This window comes from Achromobacter sp. UBA4530, assembly GCF_002388205.1.
GTDB classification, from domain to species: domain Bacteria; phylum Pseudomonadota; class Gammaproteobacteria; order Burkholderiales; family Burkholderiaceae_B; genus Achromobacter; species Achromobacter animicus.
Window position 1 is genome coordinate 15,167 of record NZ_DGMA01000004.1, and the last position, 17,301, is coordinate 32,467.

The 17,301-nt window shown below is 66.5% G+C and carries 16 protein-coding genes; 1 reads left to right on the forward strand and 15 read right to left on the reverse strand.

Annotated elements, in window-relative coordinates; translation table 11 throughout:
• Positions 1 to 97: 97 nt before the first annotated feature.
• The 15 genes from B2W22_RS02440 to B2W22_RS02510 form a co-directional block, all read right to left on the reverse strand.
• Positions 98 to 1,489 (reverse strand): sigma 54-interacting transcriptional regulator, encoded by a 1,392-nt coding sequence (locus B2W22_RS02440; protein ID WP_175183976.1) that lies wholly within the window; start codon positions 1,487 to 1,489, stop codon positions 98 to 100.
• Positions 1,490 to 1,538: 49 nt separating this feature from the next.
• Positions 1,539 to 3,581, reverse strand: a complete 2,043-nt coding sequence (locus B2W22_RS02445) for a TadG family pilus assembly protein (RefSeq protein ID WP_286936073.1) — start codon at positions 3,579 to 3,581, stop codon at positions 1,539 to 1,541.
• A gap of 102 nt (positions 3,582 to 3,683) precedes the next feature.
• Positions 3,684 to 4,109, reverse strand: coding sequence for a DUF3613 domain-containing protein (locus tag B2W22_RS02450; protein ID WP_286936074.1), 426 nt, complete (start codon positions 4,107 to 4,109; stop codon positions 3,684 to 3,686).
• 22 nt (positions 4,110 to 4,131) lie between these two features.
• Positions 4,132 to 4,980 carry a tetratricopeptide repeat protein gene (locus B2W22_RS02455; protein ID WP_414631933.1) on the reverse strand — a complete coding sequence of 283 codons (849 nt, stop codon included), beginning with the start codon at positions 4,978 to 4,980 and terminating at the stop codon, positions 4,132 to 4,134.
• Between the two features lie 11 nt (positions 4,981 to 4,991).
• On the reverse strand, positions 4,992 to 5,984 hold the full coding sequence (locus tag B2W22_RS02460) for a type II secretion system F family protein (RefSeq protein WP_239213200.1): 993 nt from the start codon (positions 5,982 to 5,984) through the stop codon (positions 4,992 to 4,994).
• Positions 5,985 to 5,997: 13 nt separating this feature from the next.
• Complete coding sequence (locus B2W22_RS02465; protein ID WP_175123675.1) at positions 5,998 to 6,921, reverse strand: type II secretion system F family protein; 924 nt, start codon at positions 6,919 to 6,921, stop codon at positions 5,998 to 6,000.
• Entirely contained in the window at positions 6,921 to 8,279 is a 1,359-nt protein-coding gene (locus B2W22_RS02470) for a CpaF family protein (RefSeq protein ID WP_175123676.1), read from the reverse strand. The genes B2W22_RS02465 and B2W22_RS02470 overlap by 1 nt, the downstream gene beginning before the upstream one ends.
• A gap of 50 nt (positions 8,280 to 8,329) precedes the next feature.
• The gene (locus tag B2W22_RS02475) at positions 8,330 to 9,646 is read right to left on the reverse strand and encodes a pilus assembly protein CpaE (RefSeq protein ID WP_175123677.1); all 1,317 of its coding nucleotides are present in this window, start codon (positions 9,644 to 9,646) and stop codon (positions 8,330 to 8,332) included.
• Positions 9,643 to 11,004: a type II and III secretion system protein family protein gene (locus B2W22_RS02480; protein ID WP_175138059.1), complete on the reverse strand. Its 1,362-nt coding sequence runs from the start codon at positions 11,002 to 11,004 to the stop codon at positions 9,643 to 9,645. The genes B2W22_RS02475 and B2W22_RS02480 overlap by 4 nt, the downstream gene beginning before the upstream one ends.
• A gap of 64 nt (positions 11,005 to 11,068) precedes the next feature.
• Positions 11,069 to 12,043 (reverse strand): Flp pilus assembly protein CpaB, encoded by a 975-nt coding sequence (gene cpaB / locus B2W22_RS02485; RefSeq protein WP_286936076.1) that lies wholly within the window; start codon positions 12,041 to 12,043, stop codon positions 11,069 to 11,071.
• Positions 12,040 to 12,531 (reverse strand): TadE family protein, encoded by a 492-nt coding sequence (locus tag B2W22_RS02490; protein ID WP_286936077.1) that lies wholly within the window; start codon positions 12,529 to 12,531, stop codon positions 12,040 to 12,042. Before B2W22_RS02490 ends, cpaB begins: the two co-directional genes overlap by 4 nt.
• 1 nt (position 12,532) lies before the next feature.
• Complete coding sequence (locus B2W22_RS02495; protein WP_286936078.1) at positions 12,533 to 12,994, reverse strand: TadE/TadG family type IV pilus assembly protein; 462 nt, start codon at positions 12,992 to 12,994, stop codon at positions 12,533 to 12,535.
• A complete protein-coding gene (locus B2W22_RS02500; RefSeq protein WP_286936079.1) occupies positions 12,940 to 13,476 on the reverse strand; it encodes an A24 family peptidase in 537 nt (178 codons plus the stop codon). Before B2W22_RS02500 ends, B2W22_RS02495 begins: the two co-directional genes overlap by 55 nt.
• Positions 13,477 to 13,594: 118 nt before the next feature.
• A complete protein-coding gene (locus tag B2W22_RS02505; RefSeq protein WP_056563247.1) occupies positions 13,595 to 13,807 on the reverse strand; it encodes a Flp family type IVb pilin in 213 nt (70 codons plus the stop codon).
• 121 nt (positions 13,808 to 13,928) lie between these two features.
• Positions 13,929 to 14,759, reverse strand: coding sequence for an MHYT domain-containing protein (locus B2W22_RS02510; protein ID WP_239213191.1), 831 nt, complete (start codon positions 14,757 to 14,759; stop codon positions 13,929 to 13,931).
• A 547-nt stretch (positions 14,760 to 15,306) separates the two neighbouring features.
• Here B2W22_RS02510 and B2W22_RS02515 point away from each other — a divergent pair.
• Positions 15,307 to 16,968, forward strand: coding sequence for a ShlB/FhaC/HecB family hemolysin secretion/activation protein (locus tag B2W22_RS02515; RefSeq protein ID WP_239213296.1), 1,662 nt, complete (start codon positions 15,307 to 15,309; stop codon positions 16,966 to 16,968).
• The last annotated feature ends 333 nt before the right edge of the window (positions 16,969 to 17,301 follow it).

Below are 17,301 nucleotides of genomic sequence, written 5' to 3' on the forward strand. Positions count from 1 at the left end.
TGCGGAACTATATCAATTTATTTCTGCCGACAGAGCAATGCTCGTCTGATTCGGCTTCGAAACTGTGGCCCCGTACGGGCCATTCCCTATTGCGGGTTCAAGTCGTCTCGGCAAGGCCGTCGGCCGATTCGTTCTGCGCGGCGCCCAAGTGCAGCTTGCGCATCTTTTCCCATAGCACCTTGCGGCTGATGCCGAGCGTGTGCGCGGTGTCCTGACGGCGCCAGCCATTGGCTTCCAGCGCCGCAAGCACGCGTTCGCGTTCGGCGCGTTCGGCATCGGTGAAGCTGGCGGGATCGAATCGCACAGCCGCCGTGCCGGCCGCCCGAAGCGGTTCGGCCAATTGATCGAAGATGCGCTCGATGCGCGGCTGGTCCCAGGCCTGGAACTGTCGCCGCACGATGGCCACGCGCTCGGCCACGTTGGACAGTTCGCGCACGTTGCCCTCGTAACGCGTGCGCGCCACGCGGTCCAGCAGCCATGGCGGGGGCTCGTCCTGCACGCCCTGGCTCAGCAGCAAGGCGCGAAAGATCGCCGCCTTCTCGTGCGGACCGCGCTGCTCCAGATTGGGAATGCGCAGCTCGATGACCGCCAGCCGGTAATACAGATCCGCGCGGAATTCGCCCTGCCCCACCAGCATCCGAAGGTCCTTGTTGGTGGCGGCAACCAGACGAAAGTCCACCGGCACCTCCGCCGTTGAACCCAGCCGCGTCACCGTGTTCTGTTCCAGCACCCGCAACAGCTTGACCTGCTGGTACAGCGGCAGATCGCCGATCTCGTCCAGGAACAGCGTGCCGCCGTGCGCCTGCTCGAAATACCCTTTGTGCGCACCGATTGCACCTGTGAACGCGCCCTTCGCATGGCCAAAGAAATGCGCTTCGAAGAGGCCTTCGGGGATGGCGCCGCAATTGACCGCCACGAACGGACCCGCGCGCCATGCGGCCTCGTCATGCAGCAGGCGCGCGATACGCTCCTTGCCCACGCCGGTTTCGCCGTGGATCAGCACATTGCTGCGGCAGTCCGCGTAGACCTCGGCTTCGGCCAGCAGGTCCTGCATGGCCGCGGATACGGCGATCAGCGGCTGCTCGCGCCGGGGCGCCGCGCGGTCCAGCTGGTTCAGCGTGCCCAGCAATTCCGTCAGCAACTTGCGCAGGTCCGCGCTGGTAAAGGACAGCGGCAGCGTATACGAGTATTCCGGCGGGTAGAAGCGCGGATCGCGCCCTCGCGCCTCCGCCGCCACCCAGATGACCGGCATGCCTTGCGCCGCCAGCCAGTCGTAGCCGCCGAAGCGCTTGTCGCCCATCACGGACACGGACACCAGCGCCACCGCGCGCCGCGACACGTCGCGTGGCGGCGGGAACGCCGTGCCGGCGTCGGCCCGGATCAGCGACACGTCCATGCCGGCCAGACAGCGTTCGGCGCGGCTGGCGATGTCGGAGGCGCCTTCCCAGACGTACACGTCAAAATCTTCGCGCGCGAAATTCTCGCTCATCGCTTGGCCCATGCGGGAGGGAAGGAAATGGAATTCAGGAGCGTTGTCATCAGTACACCAGGCGGGGTTTGCCGCAATCCACGGATATCAGGGCGACGTCGGTCTGGCCCACGCTCAGGCCCAGCACATCGAGCAATTGCTGCAGCGCCACGGACAGCGAGCTGAGCAAGGGGTCCAGCAGCACCATGACGACCGACAGCACGCCGCCGACCTGGCCGCTGCCGTTCAGGGCCAGCGTGCCGACCGCGTTGACCCGGCACTGCCGGATTGCATCCGGCGTCAGCGCCAGCGCGCACGTCACATCGCTGATGGGCGCCAGCAGCAGCGAGTTCAGAATGCCGCCCACCAGTTGCAGCGTGCCGCCCAGCACCCCGGTCAGGCCGCCGGTAGTCAAGCGCGCGCTCAACTGGTCCATCGCGGTCTTGGACCACTGCATGTCGTTGACCACCTTGGAGATCGTCTTGCCCGCGTTGTTCTTGTCGCCGCCCACCAACTGGGTCGCCAGGTCCTTGCGCTGCGCTTCGGTCAATGGCGTGCCGGTGTTGAAAAGGTCGCCCAGGATGCCGCCGATCAGCGCGTCCGTGAGGTTGGCGGCCAGCTTGGACAGGTTTACGTTCGTGGCGTTGACGGTGGCCGTGGCGTTGGGCGATGGCGGCTCGGTCAGCGTGACCGAAACGGGCGCCGTCGAACTGAACACCGGCAGCGTTACCCGCGCCGTGAGCGGCAGGATGCCCAGCACGTTCAGGACCTGATGGCGGCCGATTGCGGTGAACGCGCTCGGTTCGCAGCGATTGGTAAGCGACTGGAAGTTTGCGGCGCTGCTGTCCGTGGCCGACGTCATGCCGGGAAAGCGCCCCAGGCAGACGTTTGCTGCGGCCGACGTCACGTCGATCACCGCCTGGTTTTCCTGCAGCGGCGCCTCGCACAGCTTGCGCAGCGTGCCCGTCGATTGCGCCACGTCGATGATGATGGGCAGGTCCACCTTGGTGTTCAGGGTCTTGGCCAGCAAGGGGCCGACCAGCGGAATGTTGGTGGTGTTGACGCGCAGATAGACGCGGATCCCGGCGCTGATCGCCTGCGTGCCCACGCCGCCCACGCCCACGGACGGCGGCTCGACGATGCGAACACGTGCGTCCAGGCCAAGCAAGGGCACACTCAGCCCCAAATTGATCAGGTTGCTGCCGTTGGCGATGACCAAGGCGGTTTCCAGGACGTTGAGCGCGTTGACCTCGGCCTGCAACGCGGCGCTGGCGTCGCCGCCCGCGACGTGCAGATCCAGCACACCGCCGTCGCCCAGCAGTTTCACCGGCAGATTCAGCGGCATCACGGCCAGGACGGTGTTGATGGCGTTGCGCAGCAGCGCCACGTCGGCGGTGGCCGTTGCCTGTTTGTCGATGACGCTGAGCGTCGCGTTCAGCAACTGGCCCAGCGTCAGGGTGTTGAGCGCGGCCAATTGTTCGGGCGTGCCCACGCCGGCCACGGCCGACAGCGGCAGGCCCAGCGCTTCCAGCAGACCGGCCGGCGTGATGTTGACGTTGGCCAGCCCCGCGGCATCCAGCACGTCCAGTTGCGACGGCGAAGCACCCGCCGTCGCCAGCAGCTGCGACAGCAACCCGCCGCGCTCCAGCCGCAGGAGGCGCGATCCCACCGTGAAGGCGGCCACCGGCGGCGTGCGGGTCGCCACCGCCGCGGCCGACGCCGTGACGCCGTCCACGCCGGGGACCAGATTGGCCAGCTGCTTGCGCACCGCCACCCGCACCGCGTTGTAGGCCTGCCCGCCCGCCGCGTCGAACACGTGCACGCCGCTGGCGTCGGACCGCACCGGATCCCACACCTTGCACTCCACCGTCAGGTCGGCGGCCGTGAACGTGTCAAGAATGTCCGGCAGATTGGCCAGGGCGGATGCGCGGCCTGCGGCGGCGGCGCGCGTGCAGTCCGCGCTGGCGCCCAGATTCAGGACCTGCACCGCCGACAACGCGGCCAGATCCGCCGCCTTCTGCATCTCGCGCTTCATGTAGGCCCCGTAGCCCAACTGCAGCACGCCCAGCAACACCACCGCCACCAGCACCGCGAACACGGCGGCGACGGTCATGCTGCCGCGTTGCCGCGGCGGCGGAGGGAAACGTTGATGGCCGGCTGACATGCGCTTGCGACTCCGTCTGGGCATGCGGCGGGAGCGCCCCGCCGAGGGGAGCTATTGGACGTTGGGGATTTCCACGTTCCGGTCGAACCACACGGGAATGGGCTGCTTGAAGCTTTCCACGTAGCGGTTCCACGCGGCCGTGGAGACCGGCCCCAGCACGGGCAACGCATTGCCGGCCCGCCGTCCGTCAGCCTGCGCGGCAAGCAGCCCGCGCGTCACGTCGCCGAAGGCTTCCGGCGCGGCGGGGGCCGCGGACGGCGTGGATGCTGACGTTGCCGCCGGCATCGGCGTCTGCACCTGCTGCACCACCGGCCGGTCCGGCATGGCGGTCGGAGACGCAGCGGCGTCCGGCGCAGCGGCGCCCGGCACGGCGGACATGCCACCCGTCAACGGCGCATTCGTCTGCGCGTGTGCCGCAGAAGGCGCCATCGCGGCGCAGGCCAGCATCAAAAGCGCGTGCGGAAGGGAACGGATCATGGCGATTTTCCTGAACATTGGGTTAACGCACGATGGGACCATTGCCCAGCCCTTCCATCAGCGGGCTCATCCTGGGCAACACCACCTGCTCGCCGCTGGACACCCGGGTGGCCGACGCGGAAGACGCGCCCGGCGCCGGCGCCAACTGGCCACGAATCTCGGCGGCCATGCGCAGCACCTGCCCACGCGCCTCCTCGCCCAGTTGCGCGCGCGCCATCAACTGCTGGGCCCGCACCGCATCGCCCTCCACCAGCAACAGCACCGCCAGATTCGCCAGCACCTTGCCGCTATCGGGCGTCAACTCGGCCGCCTGCCCCAGCGGCACCCGCGCGCCCGCCGGATCGCCCGCGCGCAGCCGCGCATAGCCCAGGTCGCCGAGGATCCGCGCGTCCATCGGCGACTGCCGCGCCGCCCGCCCCAGGTAGTCGGCCGCCTGATCAAACTGCCCGCGCCCGCCGGCGATGAGGCCCAGGCCATGCCAGCCCTCGGCTGCCTGATCGGTGGTGGTCAGCGCGCGGTAGGCGGCTTCGCTCAACGCGGTCTGGCCGGTCTGGCGCAGCGCCTCGGCGCGCAGGACGGCCACACGCGGATCATTGCCGAACTTCTGCTGAAAGCCATCGATATACGCCAGCGACGCGAAGTAGCGGTCCTGCCGCTGCGCCTCGACGATCAGGGACAGCATCAGCTCCGGCTCCTTGGGCCGCCGCTTGTTCTCGGCCTCGTCCTCCTGCTGCCGCATCAGCGCCTGCTCCTGCTGCTGTTGCTGGATCAGTTGCCAGGCGGATTCCGCCTTGTTGGTCTGGCATCCGGCAAGACCCGCGCCAATGACCAGCACCGTGACCACAAGCCCCCAGCGCGACCGGTTTTCCATTCTTCCGTCCATCACATCCCTCCCATGCGCGACAAGCCGCGCAACACCGCGATAAACCCCGCGCCGCCCGTCACGATCAACAGGGCGGGCAGCAGCGTCACGATCATGACGCCGGTCATCTTGACCGTGGTCTTGCCCACCTTCTCCTTCAGCTCCAGGCGCCGCTTGTCCCGCAGGCGCTCGCCGAAGCGGTTCAGCGGCTCCTGCACGGCGCCTCCGTGCTGATCCACCTGCGCGATCAGGCGGCAGATGGCGGACAGGTCGTCGTTGTCAAAACCCGTGGCCATGCGGGCCAGCGATTGTTCGCGCGTGCGCCCGCGCACATACAGTTCCGAGGCCAGCCGCAATTCCGAAGCCAGCACCGGCAGCACCTGGCCGAACTCCTTGACCAGCACCTGCAGGCTCTGGTCGATCGACAAGCCGACGCCCTGCAATAGACGCAACAGGTCGATCAGCAAAGGCAGCTCGTCGGCGGCCTGACGGCGGCGGCGCGCCAGGCGGCGCTGCACGATCCACTTGGGCAGCATGTAGCCGATGGCAAACGCCACGAATCCCGCGACAAACGCGCGCAACGGCATCTGCGGCACCTGCTTGTGCCAGTCCAGCAGAATCACAGCCACCGGCAAGAGCAGCGCCAGGCCAAACCTGACCAGCACGAAGCGCGAACGCGCGGTGCCGGGCTGGGAGTAGCCAGCCATGTCGACCAGCTTGCGGTCTTCGGCGGCCAGCAGCGCGTCGGCGAGCCGGCCTTCGCTCAGGCGCTTGCCGAACGTATCGGCCACACGCGCCGCCGCGGCCAGCCTGCCGCGTCTTTCTTCTCTGGGCGCCGCGGATGCCGCTGCGCCTCCCCGCGCCGCCAGCGCCTGATCCACCACCTGGCGGCTGCGGTCCTGGCTGCGCAGGCGCCGCGCCATGCCCAGCCCCAGCACCACCAGACCCGCCGCCACCAGCATCAGCGCCATCGCCAGCACGGTGTTCGCGTTCAAGGATTGGAGGGTGTCCATGCGCCGCCTCCCCTCAGATGGCCTTGGCCATGCGATACAGCCAATAGCAGCCGCCGATCTGCAGGCAGACCGCGGTCAGCAGCATCTTGAAGCCCTGCGGGTCTTCCCACAGGCCCATGAACAGGTTGTTGTTGGCGACGATGATGAAGCCGGCCACGCCTACGGGCAGCAGCGCCAGGATCCAGGCGGACAGCCGGACCTCTGCCGAGCTTGCCGTCAGCTCATTGCGTGCCTGGGCGACATCGCGCATAAAGGCCGCCATGCGCTCCAGCACCTGATCGCTGCGCCCGCCAAAGCGCATCGCCAGCGACACCACGGCCGCCACCATGTACAGCTCCTTCAGCCCGTACATGCGGGACACGTGCGCCAGCGCCGCGTCCAGTTCTTTCGAGCTGCTGAGGCTGGCGGCCGTCTCCACCACTTCTCGCAGCGGCTCATCGGTGGCGGCCGCCGCCGTGCGGAATGCCGCGGCGATGCTGTTGCCGATGGTCAAGAGGCGCACGATGTTGTCCAGGAACGCGGGCAACTGTGAAATCATCCGGCGCTGACGCTTGTCGGCCCTCAGCCATAGCAAGAAGTACGCAAACACGGCCAGCAGCAGGAACGTCACAGCGCCCGACAGCGGTCCCAGAAAGGCCCACGCCAGCGCCCCGCCCGCGACGACAGGCAGCGCGATGCGCAGGTAAAGGCCGACGCTTTGCCGCAGGCCGGCCAGCCGCAGCAAACGGTCCCAGCCGGCGTGGCCGCTGCGGAACTCGCGCGCGTTCTCGGCAAAGGGCGCGTCTCCCGCCGTCTCTTCGCGGCCGCGCGCCAACTGGCTGTCCAGGAACGCGGAACTGGCGGCCCGGCGCGCGCTGCGGTCGGCGTGGCGCCACAGCAGCACCGCGCCCACGGCCAGCACCGCCGCCAGACTCAACAGCGCCATCACGTCCTGCATCAGCGCCTCCGGCTCCAGAAGCCACCCCCGCCATCGCGGTCGTCCGGCGCGTTGTCGTTGGCGCGCGCCTCGTTGCGCAGCTTGGCCAGCTTGGGCGTATGGGGATGGATGCCCAGCCAGTTCCAGCGATCCCGCTCCTCCCCATCCGGCGTCGCAAATGGGTCGTGGCGGTATAGCTCCTGCGTGGAGATGACGTTGTCGCCCATGCCGGTGATCTCGGTCACCGACAGCACGCGGCGTTTGCCGTTGGACAGGCGGCCGATCTGCACAATGAAATCCAGCGCGCTGGCAATCTGGCGCCGCAGGCTGTCTTCGCTGCCCTGGAATCCGGCAAAGCCGGCCAGCATCTCGATCCGGTACAGGCATTCGCGCGGCGAGTTTGCGTGGATGGTGGCCATCGACCCTTCATGGCCGGTGTTCATGGCCTGCAGCATGTCCATGACCTCGGCGCCGCGCACTTCGCCCACCACCACGCGGTCCGGCCGCATCCGCAGGCTGTTGCGGATGAGTTCGCGGATGGTGACTGCGCCGCTTCCGTCAAAGCCGCCCTGGCGCGATTCCAGCCGCACCACGTGCGGATGGTTGAGCGACAGTTCCGCGGTGTCCTCCACCGTCACCACGCGCTCGTTCTCAGGAATGAAGAACGCCAGCGCGTTCAGCAGCGACGTCTTGCCCGAGCTGGTGCCGCCGGACACCAGGATGTTGCAGCGGTTCTTCACGGCCTCGTTCAGCAGGCGGTAGATCGCTTCGTCGAAGGTGCCCAGCGTCAGCAGGTCCGCCGGTTTGAGCGGGTCCTGCCGGAACTTGCGGATCGACACCATGGGACCGTCCACCGCCAGCGGCTCGATCACCACGTTCAGCCGGCCGCCGTCGGGCAGGCGCGCATCCACCATCGGGCTGGACTCGTCCAGCCGGCGGCCGATGGGCGCCAGGATTCGGCGCACGATGCGCAGCACATGCTGGTTGTCGGTAAAGCGCAGCGACTCGCGGGCCAGCACGCCGCGGCGCGAGACAAAGACGTTGTCGTAGCCGTTGATCAGGATGTCTTCCACGGCCGGATCCGCGAGCAGGTCTTCCAGCGGCCCCAGGCCCGCCAGCTCCTTGGTCAGGGCTTCGGCGATGGCGCGCATTTCGCTTTCGTTGATCGCGACGCGGCGCATCCGCACGAAGCTCGCGACCTCGATGTCCACGAATTCCTGAATGGCCGATCGCGCCCACCGGCCGAATTCCGCACCCAGTTCCTCGATGCGGGACAGCAGATGCTCGTAGGCTGCCGTCTTCACTTCCTGATAGCGGTCCGACGCCGAGAAGCCTTTGTCGCCGTCGCCGCCGAACTCTATCGTCGCTGTCATGATCATGTCGGATCCCGTAACCTTCCGTCTGTTTCGCCGTCAGGCGCTGTTGGCCTTCAGCCGATCACCATGCGGCGATGCACGCCGGGCAGCCAGGTCGCCAGCCAGCTTGCGTGCCCGCCGGGCGAGGTTTCCTCGGCGCACAGGCGTTCGGCCAGCGTCTGCACCGCGCGCACGTAGACGTCGCGCTCGGCCTCTTCGTGCAGCAGATGGCCGCGGTTGGTGCACACCATCAGCGGCAGCGTGCGGTCCGGCAGCGTGCCCACGAGTTCCAGGTTGAAGCGCTCAGAAATCTGCTTGGCCGTCATGCCGTAGCGCTCGTCATAGCGGTTGACGATGAGGCCAAGGGTGGAGCGGTCCACGTGTAGTTGCTCCAGTTCCTGCAACAGCCCGGCCAGCGACACCAGCGCGCCCACGCTCTGGTCGGTCACGATCCAGTTCAGCTGCGAGTTGCGCGCCAGGCCCGACACGAACTCGGCATTGGTGAAGCCGCCCGCGTCGGCCACGACCACCGAGAAATGCTGACGCATGCGTTCAAACACCAGCAGCGAATCCGACTGCGACACTTCGCGCATCTGTCCCAGATCGCGCGGCAGCGACAGCACGCTCAGGCCATTGGCCGTGTGCGCCATCGCCGATCCGAGCAGCGTGGAATCGAGGCGGCGCAGATTGCGCGCCGCCTCGGCAAAATCGAAGTCGCCGCCGATGTTCAGGTACAGCTGGCAATCGCCCACGGGCCAGCCCAGGTCCATCAGCGCCACGCGGCTGGACAACGGCAGCGGCTCGCCCGGCGGTTGGGAAGCCTTGGCGGCGCGCTGGTTGTGCGCCAGCTTCAGGCGGTCCTGCACCATGCCTGCCAGATGGACGGACAAGGTGCTGGTGCCCACGCCGGGACGCGCGCCCATCAGCACGACGCTGCGGCGCGTGCCGTCCGTGCGCCCGCCCGACGGCCGGTCGAGCACGCGCAGCACCACTTCCCGAACTTCCTGCGGCGCCACGGACGGATCGACGAAATCAACCGCGCCCGCACGCAGCGCGGCGATCGCGCCCTCCGGCTGGCTGACGTAGCCGACCGCCACGCGCGGCAGCGTTGGCGCGATGCGCGCCAGAAGGCGCGCCAGTTCGGCGGACTTGAACAGCTTGCCGGGTTCGTCGTCGCTCAGTGAGAAATCCAGGAACACCACCTGCGGCGCCAGCTCGGTCAGGCGCCGCGCCAGTTCCTCGATGCGCGGCGACTCCTGGGTCAGCACGCCCAGGTCACCCAACGCCATTCCCAATTGCGCGGCGATCGCACTGCCCTGAGAACAAAACAGGAACCGCGTGCCGTTCTGCAGGCCCACTCCTTCGCTGGCATGTGTCTTCATATTGGTCACCGTGAGAATCCCGGCATCTGTTGGCCGCTTGCCGGGCCGGTCAGGTAATAACCCCAGGCATTGAACGCCGTGTCGGTCTGCTCCTGCCGCGCGCCCGGCAGCGGCAGGGCCACGCCGCGCGCGATCGGGCGCACCAGGCGCGGCGTCACGACGATGACCAGTTCGGTGTCTTCCTGGGAATAATCGACGCTGCGAAAGAACGCGCCGATGATGGGCAGGTCGCCCAGCATGGGCACCTTGTTGACCATCGCTTTCGTCTGGCGCGACACCAGGCCGCTGATCACGAAGCTTTCGCCATCGCCCAGTTCGACCATCGTGTCGGCGCGCCGTGTGCGCAGCGCCGGAATGATGGTGCTGGTGTCTTCGCTGGTGTTGATGGCGATGCCGTTGGTGTAGTCGAGCTCGCTGGCCTCGGGCGCCACCTTCAGCGCGATGCGGTCGCGCGACAGCACGGTGGGCGTGACGGTCAGGCCGATGCCGAAGGGCTTGAAGGTTACGTTGACGGTTCCCAGTCCGCCGGCTTGTGGAATCGGCAGCTCGCCGCCCGCCAGGAAGCTGGCGCTCTGGCCTGTCAGCGCGACAAGCGTCGGTTCGGCCAATACGCGCGCCATGCCGTTGGTCTGCAAGAGGCGCAGGCGCGCCGCAAAGTTGTTGGAGTCATAGAACAGCGAGAACCCGGACGCCAGCGCGCCGCCCAGGCTGGCGGGCATGGTGGAGCTGCCGCCGCTCCAGGGGCCGTTGCTGGCCGTGAAGCTGATGCCGGCCGCCTTCATCACCGAACGCGACACTTCCACCACCTTCACTTCCACCTGCACGACCCCGCCCGTGCCAGCGGTGGACAGGTCCACCACATTCTTGTCGCCGCCCACGGCGGCGGCCGCCATGGTGGCCGAGGCGATCTGCCCGAGTGGCGATTCGGCGTGGCCCGACACGACCGCGTGGCCGTCCGCAATGTCCACGTTGGCGCCGCCGCCCAAACCACGGCTGGCCAGTGCGCCCTGCACGCCGCTGCCGACCCGCACGGTCCAGACCTGCGGCGCGGCGTTGCCGCCCGTCCAGACCTGCAGCCGCGTGGTGCCGGGCTTCTTGCCGTACAGCAGCACGGCGCCCGCGCGGTTGCCGGTAGCGGGCAGCACCTTTACATCGGCCACGTCCGGATCGCCGATGGCGATGCGCGACGGCGCGCCGTGGTCGAGCATGACGGTCTGCTGCTCTCTGACCGCCATTGAAATATCGCGGGCCGGCGCGTTTGCGCCGGTCGCTGGGGCCGCGGTTTGTGCCAGGCTGATTCCCTCGTGCGTCATCGCCGCGGCGGCCGACAGAAGGCAGATCATGGTAGTGCGCTGAAGTTTCTTCATAGTGCCGGATCTGATGATGGGATTCTTCGGCTGCGGGCCGCGCCTGGTGCGCCCGCCGCCCCGTTCAGTAGCGCACGTGCTCGGATTTGTCTCCTCGAATGATTTCCACCGTCCGGCCGCCGCCGGTCCCTTGGGGCCGGGCTGCCGGCCGGGCTGCGGAACCACGCGCGGCGGGCGCCAGAGCGGCGGCCGTGCTGCCATCGAGCTGTACCAAACTTTCGCCCGCGAAGGCGCGGTTCGGGCCCGTCAGCAGCGACTCGCGCTGCGCGGGCGTCAGATCCGCCCGCACCGGCAACACCGTGCCGCGCGGGGCGAACAGGGCCACATCCGGCATGCTGTCGTCGCCCACCGGCCGCAGGGCCAGCTGCAGACGGCCCGCGCGGCTGGCCAGCATCAATTCGTTCACGCGATCCACCGGCACCGCCAGCACCGCGGTGCGCGCCGGCTGGCCAGGACCGCCTTGCTGCAAGGCAGGCTTCTCGTCCGGTCCTTCCACCGTGGCCTGGCCATAGGCCAGCACGCGCACCTGCGACTGCAACAGGCGCGCCTGGCCCGAGGCGACTTCGGGGCTTTTCTCGATCATGAAGAACACGTCCACCATGTCGCCCGGGACAATGCGGTTGCCCCCGCCGACAACCTCGTCCACCGCGATGGCGACGGCGCGCTCGCCCGCCTTGAGCTGGCGCGCCAGCCCCTGCGTCAGCAGGCTGGGCACGATCGGATCGCCCACGGCAATGTCCACCCTTGTCACCGCGCCATCCAGCGGCGCGACGTCGGCAAAGCCGCCGGACAACGCAGCCTGCCACTGCACCACCGTCAGCATGCGTGCGCTGTCGATGCGTGAACCGGCCGGGATCGCCTCGCGCGCCACAACCACCGGATACAGCTTGACCGGCTCGGCCGGCGCAACAGCCACCGGCGCCGGCGCCACGGTGGCTGCCGGGCGCGGCGGCGCCGACGCCAGACGCCAGGCCACGAACGCAAGCGCGACGCCCGCCACCAGCAACAATCCCGCGACGATCTTGCTCAGACTGCTCATGGCGTCCCCTGCGATATCTGCACGACAGCCTGCGAATGCAGCCTGCTTGGAATCCAGTTGCGGTTTGCGCCCGGCAAGGCGGTGACCAGGCCACGCACGGTCTCCAGCAACGGCCAGGTCTGCGTGTTGTAGGTCATGGCGACGGTGGCGCAGTCGGCCTGCGCCCCGCCTGCCCCGCTCCACGCGCACGGCGCGCGCGTAGCGCTGCACAGCACTGCCGATCCGGCGGAAAACGTTCGCATTGCCGCCACGCAGGCGATGGCCGGCACGTCGGACTGGCCGCTGAACCGCGCATGGACGGCGGCGCGCGCGCCGTCAGCGGCGGCGGCGGCCAATTGCTGCTGCATCCAGAACAGCGCACCGAATCCGACCACGCCGCAGATGAAGAGCAGCAGCACCGTGAGCGTCAGCGAAAACTCCAGCGCCGCGATGCCGCGCTGGCGCGCGCGTGTCTTGATGCGGTTGAGGGTTCTCGGCGTCGCGCGCATGTCAGCTACCCCCGCCCAGGGCGTCGCCCAGATGCACCGTGGCACGGGCGCTCAGCACGCTGGAAGCCGGCATCAGCGCCGTGTTCAAAAATGGCACGGCCGGCAGGAGCGGATGGGCGCCGTACGCGTACGACACGTTGACTTCGACCTGATCCTGCGCCAGCGGCAAGCCGCTGCACGCGCCGCCGGCCGCGCTGGTCAGGACGCCCGCACTGCCGCAGACCGCAACCTGTACGGGTCCGGCGGACATGGCGCTGATCCACGCCGCCTGCGACAGCGCCGATTCTCGTCCCGCTCCCGCCCGCGCCGAGAGCGACCCGGTGCCCGGCTGCCACTGCAGGATCTTGCGCGCGCCGTCCTGCGCGGCGAGCGTCACGGAATGCTGCGCGGCGACCACCAGGGAATACGTCAGGATCCCGTAGAACACCAGGAAGAACACCACGAATACCAGGGCGAATTCCACGGAATAAGCGCCGCGCTGAAGGCGGCCAGGCCCAGATATGCGGCATAGGGAATCTGGCGCGCGCGGTTGCTCAGTGCCCAGACGCCCGACACGGCCAGATACAGCAAGCTGTGCAGACCGGCCAGCACGCTGGCCAGCACCAGAGTGACCATCAGCGGCGCAAAGCCCAGCAGCAATCCGAGCACGGCGATGGCCTTGATATCGCCGGCCCCCATCAGACGCCAGCGCCACAGCGGCAGGAAAAGCGCCGCCGCCAGAAATCCGGCCAGCGTCGGCAGCCATCCGCTCCATCGCGGCGGATAGGCCCAGCCGGGCGCCAGCAAGGCCGCCAGCAGCCAAAGCAATTGGGCCGCGAATCCCACGACGATCAGCCGGTTGGGGACGCGGCGATGACGCAGATCGCCATGGATCAGCGCCAGAATCCAGCATGTGAACAACAGCCACCACAGCAGCACCCCTGGATACAAGGCTAGACCTTCCAAAAATCCGGTAACACGACAGGCGCGCCATGGCGGACGCAGCCCCCATCAACCAAACGAGGCCGGGTTGCGGCGTCGCGCTGCGGTGGCCCGACCACCGCAGCGCGATTCCGCTTGCGCCTCAGCCGGCGCCGCCAGCCGGCGGCGTGGTGCCGGTACCTGCCTTGGCGTTGTCCAGCTTGGTGCCAAGGTCCTCGAACATGCCTTTCAAGGAACCGGTAAAGGCGCCCACCGCCACAATGAGGGCCACCGCCACCATGCCTGCGATCAGCCCGTACTCCAGGGCGGTGATGCCGTCTTCGTCATTCCAGAACTGCGCAAGTGTTGCTTTCATAACAAGCTCCATGAGCATCGATTGACGACCGAGGCCGTTGTTGCGTGAACAGAACCAGCCCCTTCAAATCCTGAACCGCCCGCACGCCACTGCACTGCCGCGACGGGGACCCAGGGACCTGCTAACCCGGACCAGGTGAGGCGCCGGGAGATCTGTGCGGCGCCTCAGCAGGCGCCGATTCAATGATCGAGTCGATACGCTGCGCCATGCGCGCGCGAAAGCGTTGGGAAGCCCGCTGCAAATGCCAGCGCATGAGCAGCAAGGTAATGATGGACAAGGCGAATGCGATATACGGCAGCATGGCGCCCCCGATATACCCGCCGGCGGCGTCATTGGCGGCGGTGCAGATAACCGCGCCGGCGGCCGCGCCCGTGTAATGCATGCCGCATACCGCGACGGCCATCAATATGGCGGCGCCGATACGCTGGCGTTCATTCTGCGTATTGAATGCAAGCCAGAGTGCGGCGGTGGCCGCAATGACGGCAATCAGCACCGACAAGACCACCAGGGGAAGATTCCAGAGCAGAACCGCCGGCATGCGCGCGGCACTCATACCGACATAATGCATGGACGCGACGCCGAAGCCTGCGGCGCACCCGCCGATCAGGCACCGGATAAAAGTGAATCGCTCGCGTCCGACATACCAGAAGGCCCAACCGGAAAACCCGGCGGCCACCAGAAAGCTGAGTAGGGTCAGCCCCATCTGATAACCGACTTCAAACGGCAGGTTCTGCGCCAGCATGCCGATGAAATGCATGCTCCAGATGCCCACGCCGCCCATCGCCACCGCGCCGATGACCACATAGCCGAGGCGGATCTCGCCGTCCTGCGTTTCGGCGCGGATGCCCGCCGCCGCCAGCAGGGCGACGTACGAGCCCAGGGCCGCGATCAGGAACGACAGCGCCACCAGGCCGCTATCGAAGGAGAGCGGGACGATGTCGCCCGGGCTCATGAAAGCTCCTTGTGTGGTGACCGGCAGCGGTTATGTGCGGCCGGCAGGTAATTGCAGTGCATCTCGCAGTAATTCCCAGCCATATGAATCTCCGGGAGGGTCCACACATTTTGCGTATTTTTGATACGTGACCTCAGTTTATATATTGCCAAATCATACGCATCAGGGTTTTCACTGAATTTCGCAATGTTGCGACACGCCAGTTGTAACGGATACTCCCAACTTCGAGGGAATCGTATAAAAAACACCCCAATCTCGCCTATCTTTCAACCAACGAATTAATGGGGACATCGGGACAACCGAGCGCGGGAGACATATTGCACGTCGTACGACCGCAGTTTGAAATCGATTGTCATTGTTCAGACAATACTGGCACCATATAAACGGCGTTAATCGAAACTTTCCATTACTGGTCACGCAACACCCTATTCCACTCGACACGCGATCTTTATCGGCTCGGCATTCACATGAGCAAGCAGAAATGAAAGATAAAAAAGGCACACGAGTGAAAATTCAGGGCGGCCCGTTCGCCCTGGCCCTCTTTTGCATGATGGCAACGGCCTCGCCCGCCCGCGCGGAGGGACCGTTACGGGGCAATCCGGTGGACGCCCTGCCAAGGCTGGAACGTCCGCCCTCGGCAAGGCAGCCGCCGCCGGTGGTCCAGACCGCCACCCCGGAGCAACTGGCCTTGCAGGCCCGGTTGGCGCAACGGATCGTGCCGCGTAATTTCGACGTCACCGGCGTGCGCGCCATTCCTTTCGAGGAAGTGTCCGCAATACTCGCCCCGCTGGCGGGCAAGGAAATCAGCCTGGGTGAGCTGGTCGCTCAGGTGGACAAGATCACGCAGCTCTACCGCGACAAGGGCTATCCCCTGTCATTTGCGCTGGTGCAGAACCAGACGTTCGCAAATGGCCTGGTCGTCGTGACGGTGGTCGAAGGCTATATCGCCAATGTTCGGATCGACGGCGACATCGGCAATGCGCAGGACCGCCTTGAAACACTGGCCGCGCCGATGCTCGCGGAACGGCCGCTCAGCCAGGTCACGCTAGAGCGCCAGCTGAACCTCATGCGTACCGTGCCAGGCGTCAGGTTCACGCCCAGCCTGGATCTGCCCCGCCGCGCAGACGGCGCCACCGAATTGTCGCTGACGGCCAGCCGCCAGCCCGTCAACCTGAGCGGCGACATTGCGGACCTGGGCACCGGCATGCAACCCGTAGTGAATGTCACGACCAATAGCCTGACGCCATTGGGCGAGCAAGTGAAGCTCACTGCGGCAGTGCCGTTCAATACCGATGACGTCAAATACGTGTCCGGCGAAATCCGGGTGCCGATCGGCGCAGATGGCCTGTCGGTCAAGGTTGACGGTTATTACTATGATGCGCGCCCGCAGGACGACGCGATCGAGCTGCTGGGTTTTGATCGGCGAGTCAAAAACGATCGTATCGGCGTCGGCGTCAGTTATCCGTTCCTGTTGAACAACCGGCGTTCGCTGACCGGGACATTGGGGGTATATGCCGCCAATTCCAAAGACCGTTACGAAGCCCGCGAATCCGACCGGTGGCTGCAGCAAGACGCGCAGGTGCGCGCCGCGACAGCCGAGATGCGTTATATCCAGGTTTCAGAAACCAAAGCGACGGACGTCACGTTGACGGCCGCCAAGGGGTTTGACGCCGCAGGCGCAAAAAAGGATATCTCGACCAACTACGGTTATTCCGCGACGCCACGGCTGGACCTGGACTTCACGCGCTACAACCTGAACGCCCGGCAGACATTCGCGCTGCCCCACCAGTTCGGACTTGTGTTCTCCGGCGCGGGGCAGTATTCCAGCAATATCCTGCCCTCTTCCGAGCAGATCTCCTTTGGCAGCTGGCGGTTTGCCATGGGTTATCCGCAGGGTGAGCAAAGCGGGGACAAAGGCGTCGGCGTGTCGGCCGAAATCAATCGCCGCTTCGGCGTGGGCTGGACATACCTTTCCAGCGTACAGCCCTACGCCTTGGTCGACTACGCGCGCACCTGGTACAACAACAAGGACCTGCAGACGCTGAATAACCGGCACCTGTCATCCGTAGCGCTGGGCGTGCGGATCACCGACGACAAGCATTATCTTTTCGACTTCAACGTGGCCAAGCCGGTGGGATCGGCCACCGTCAATAACGACCGTGACGTGCGTTTCAACGCCAACTATTCGCTCTTCTGGGACGCACTATAACTGCCAACCCCTGCCCCGCGCGGTTGTGGCAATGGTTTAAAGACGCCCGTTTCGACGGGCGTTTTTAATTCGGAAAAGGCGCCGATGTTACGTAACGCCCGACGTAACGTCGGCCGTAACGTTACGGCCGATGACCGGCTTTTCGTAACAGTCGCAGGGTCGCCGACATCCCAAAACAACGATTATCAGGAACCAGGGAAAAACCCTTAAAGCTCTGGATATGGGCCTGATAACAAAGGGGATTTTTCGGCACAGCATTACCCAAACTGGTGTTTTGCGTCGGATCTGAAAAATCTTGGCATGGTTTGTGCATCAGGAAGCGTACCGGGTTGT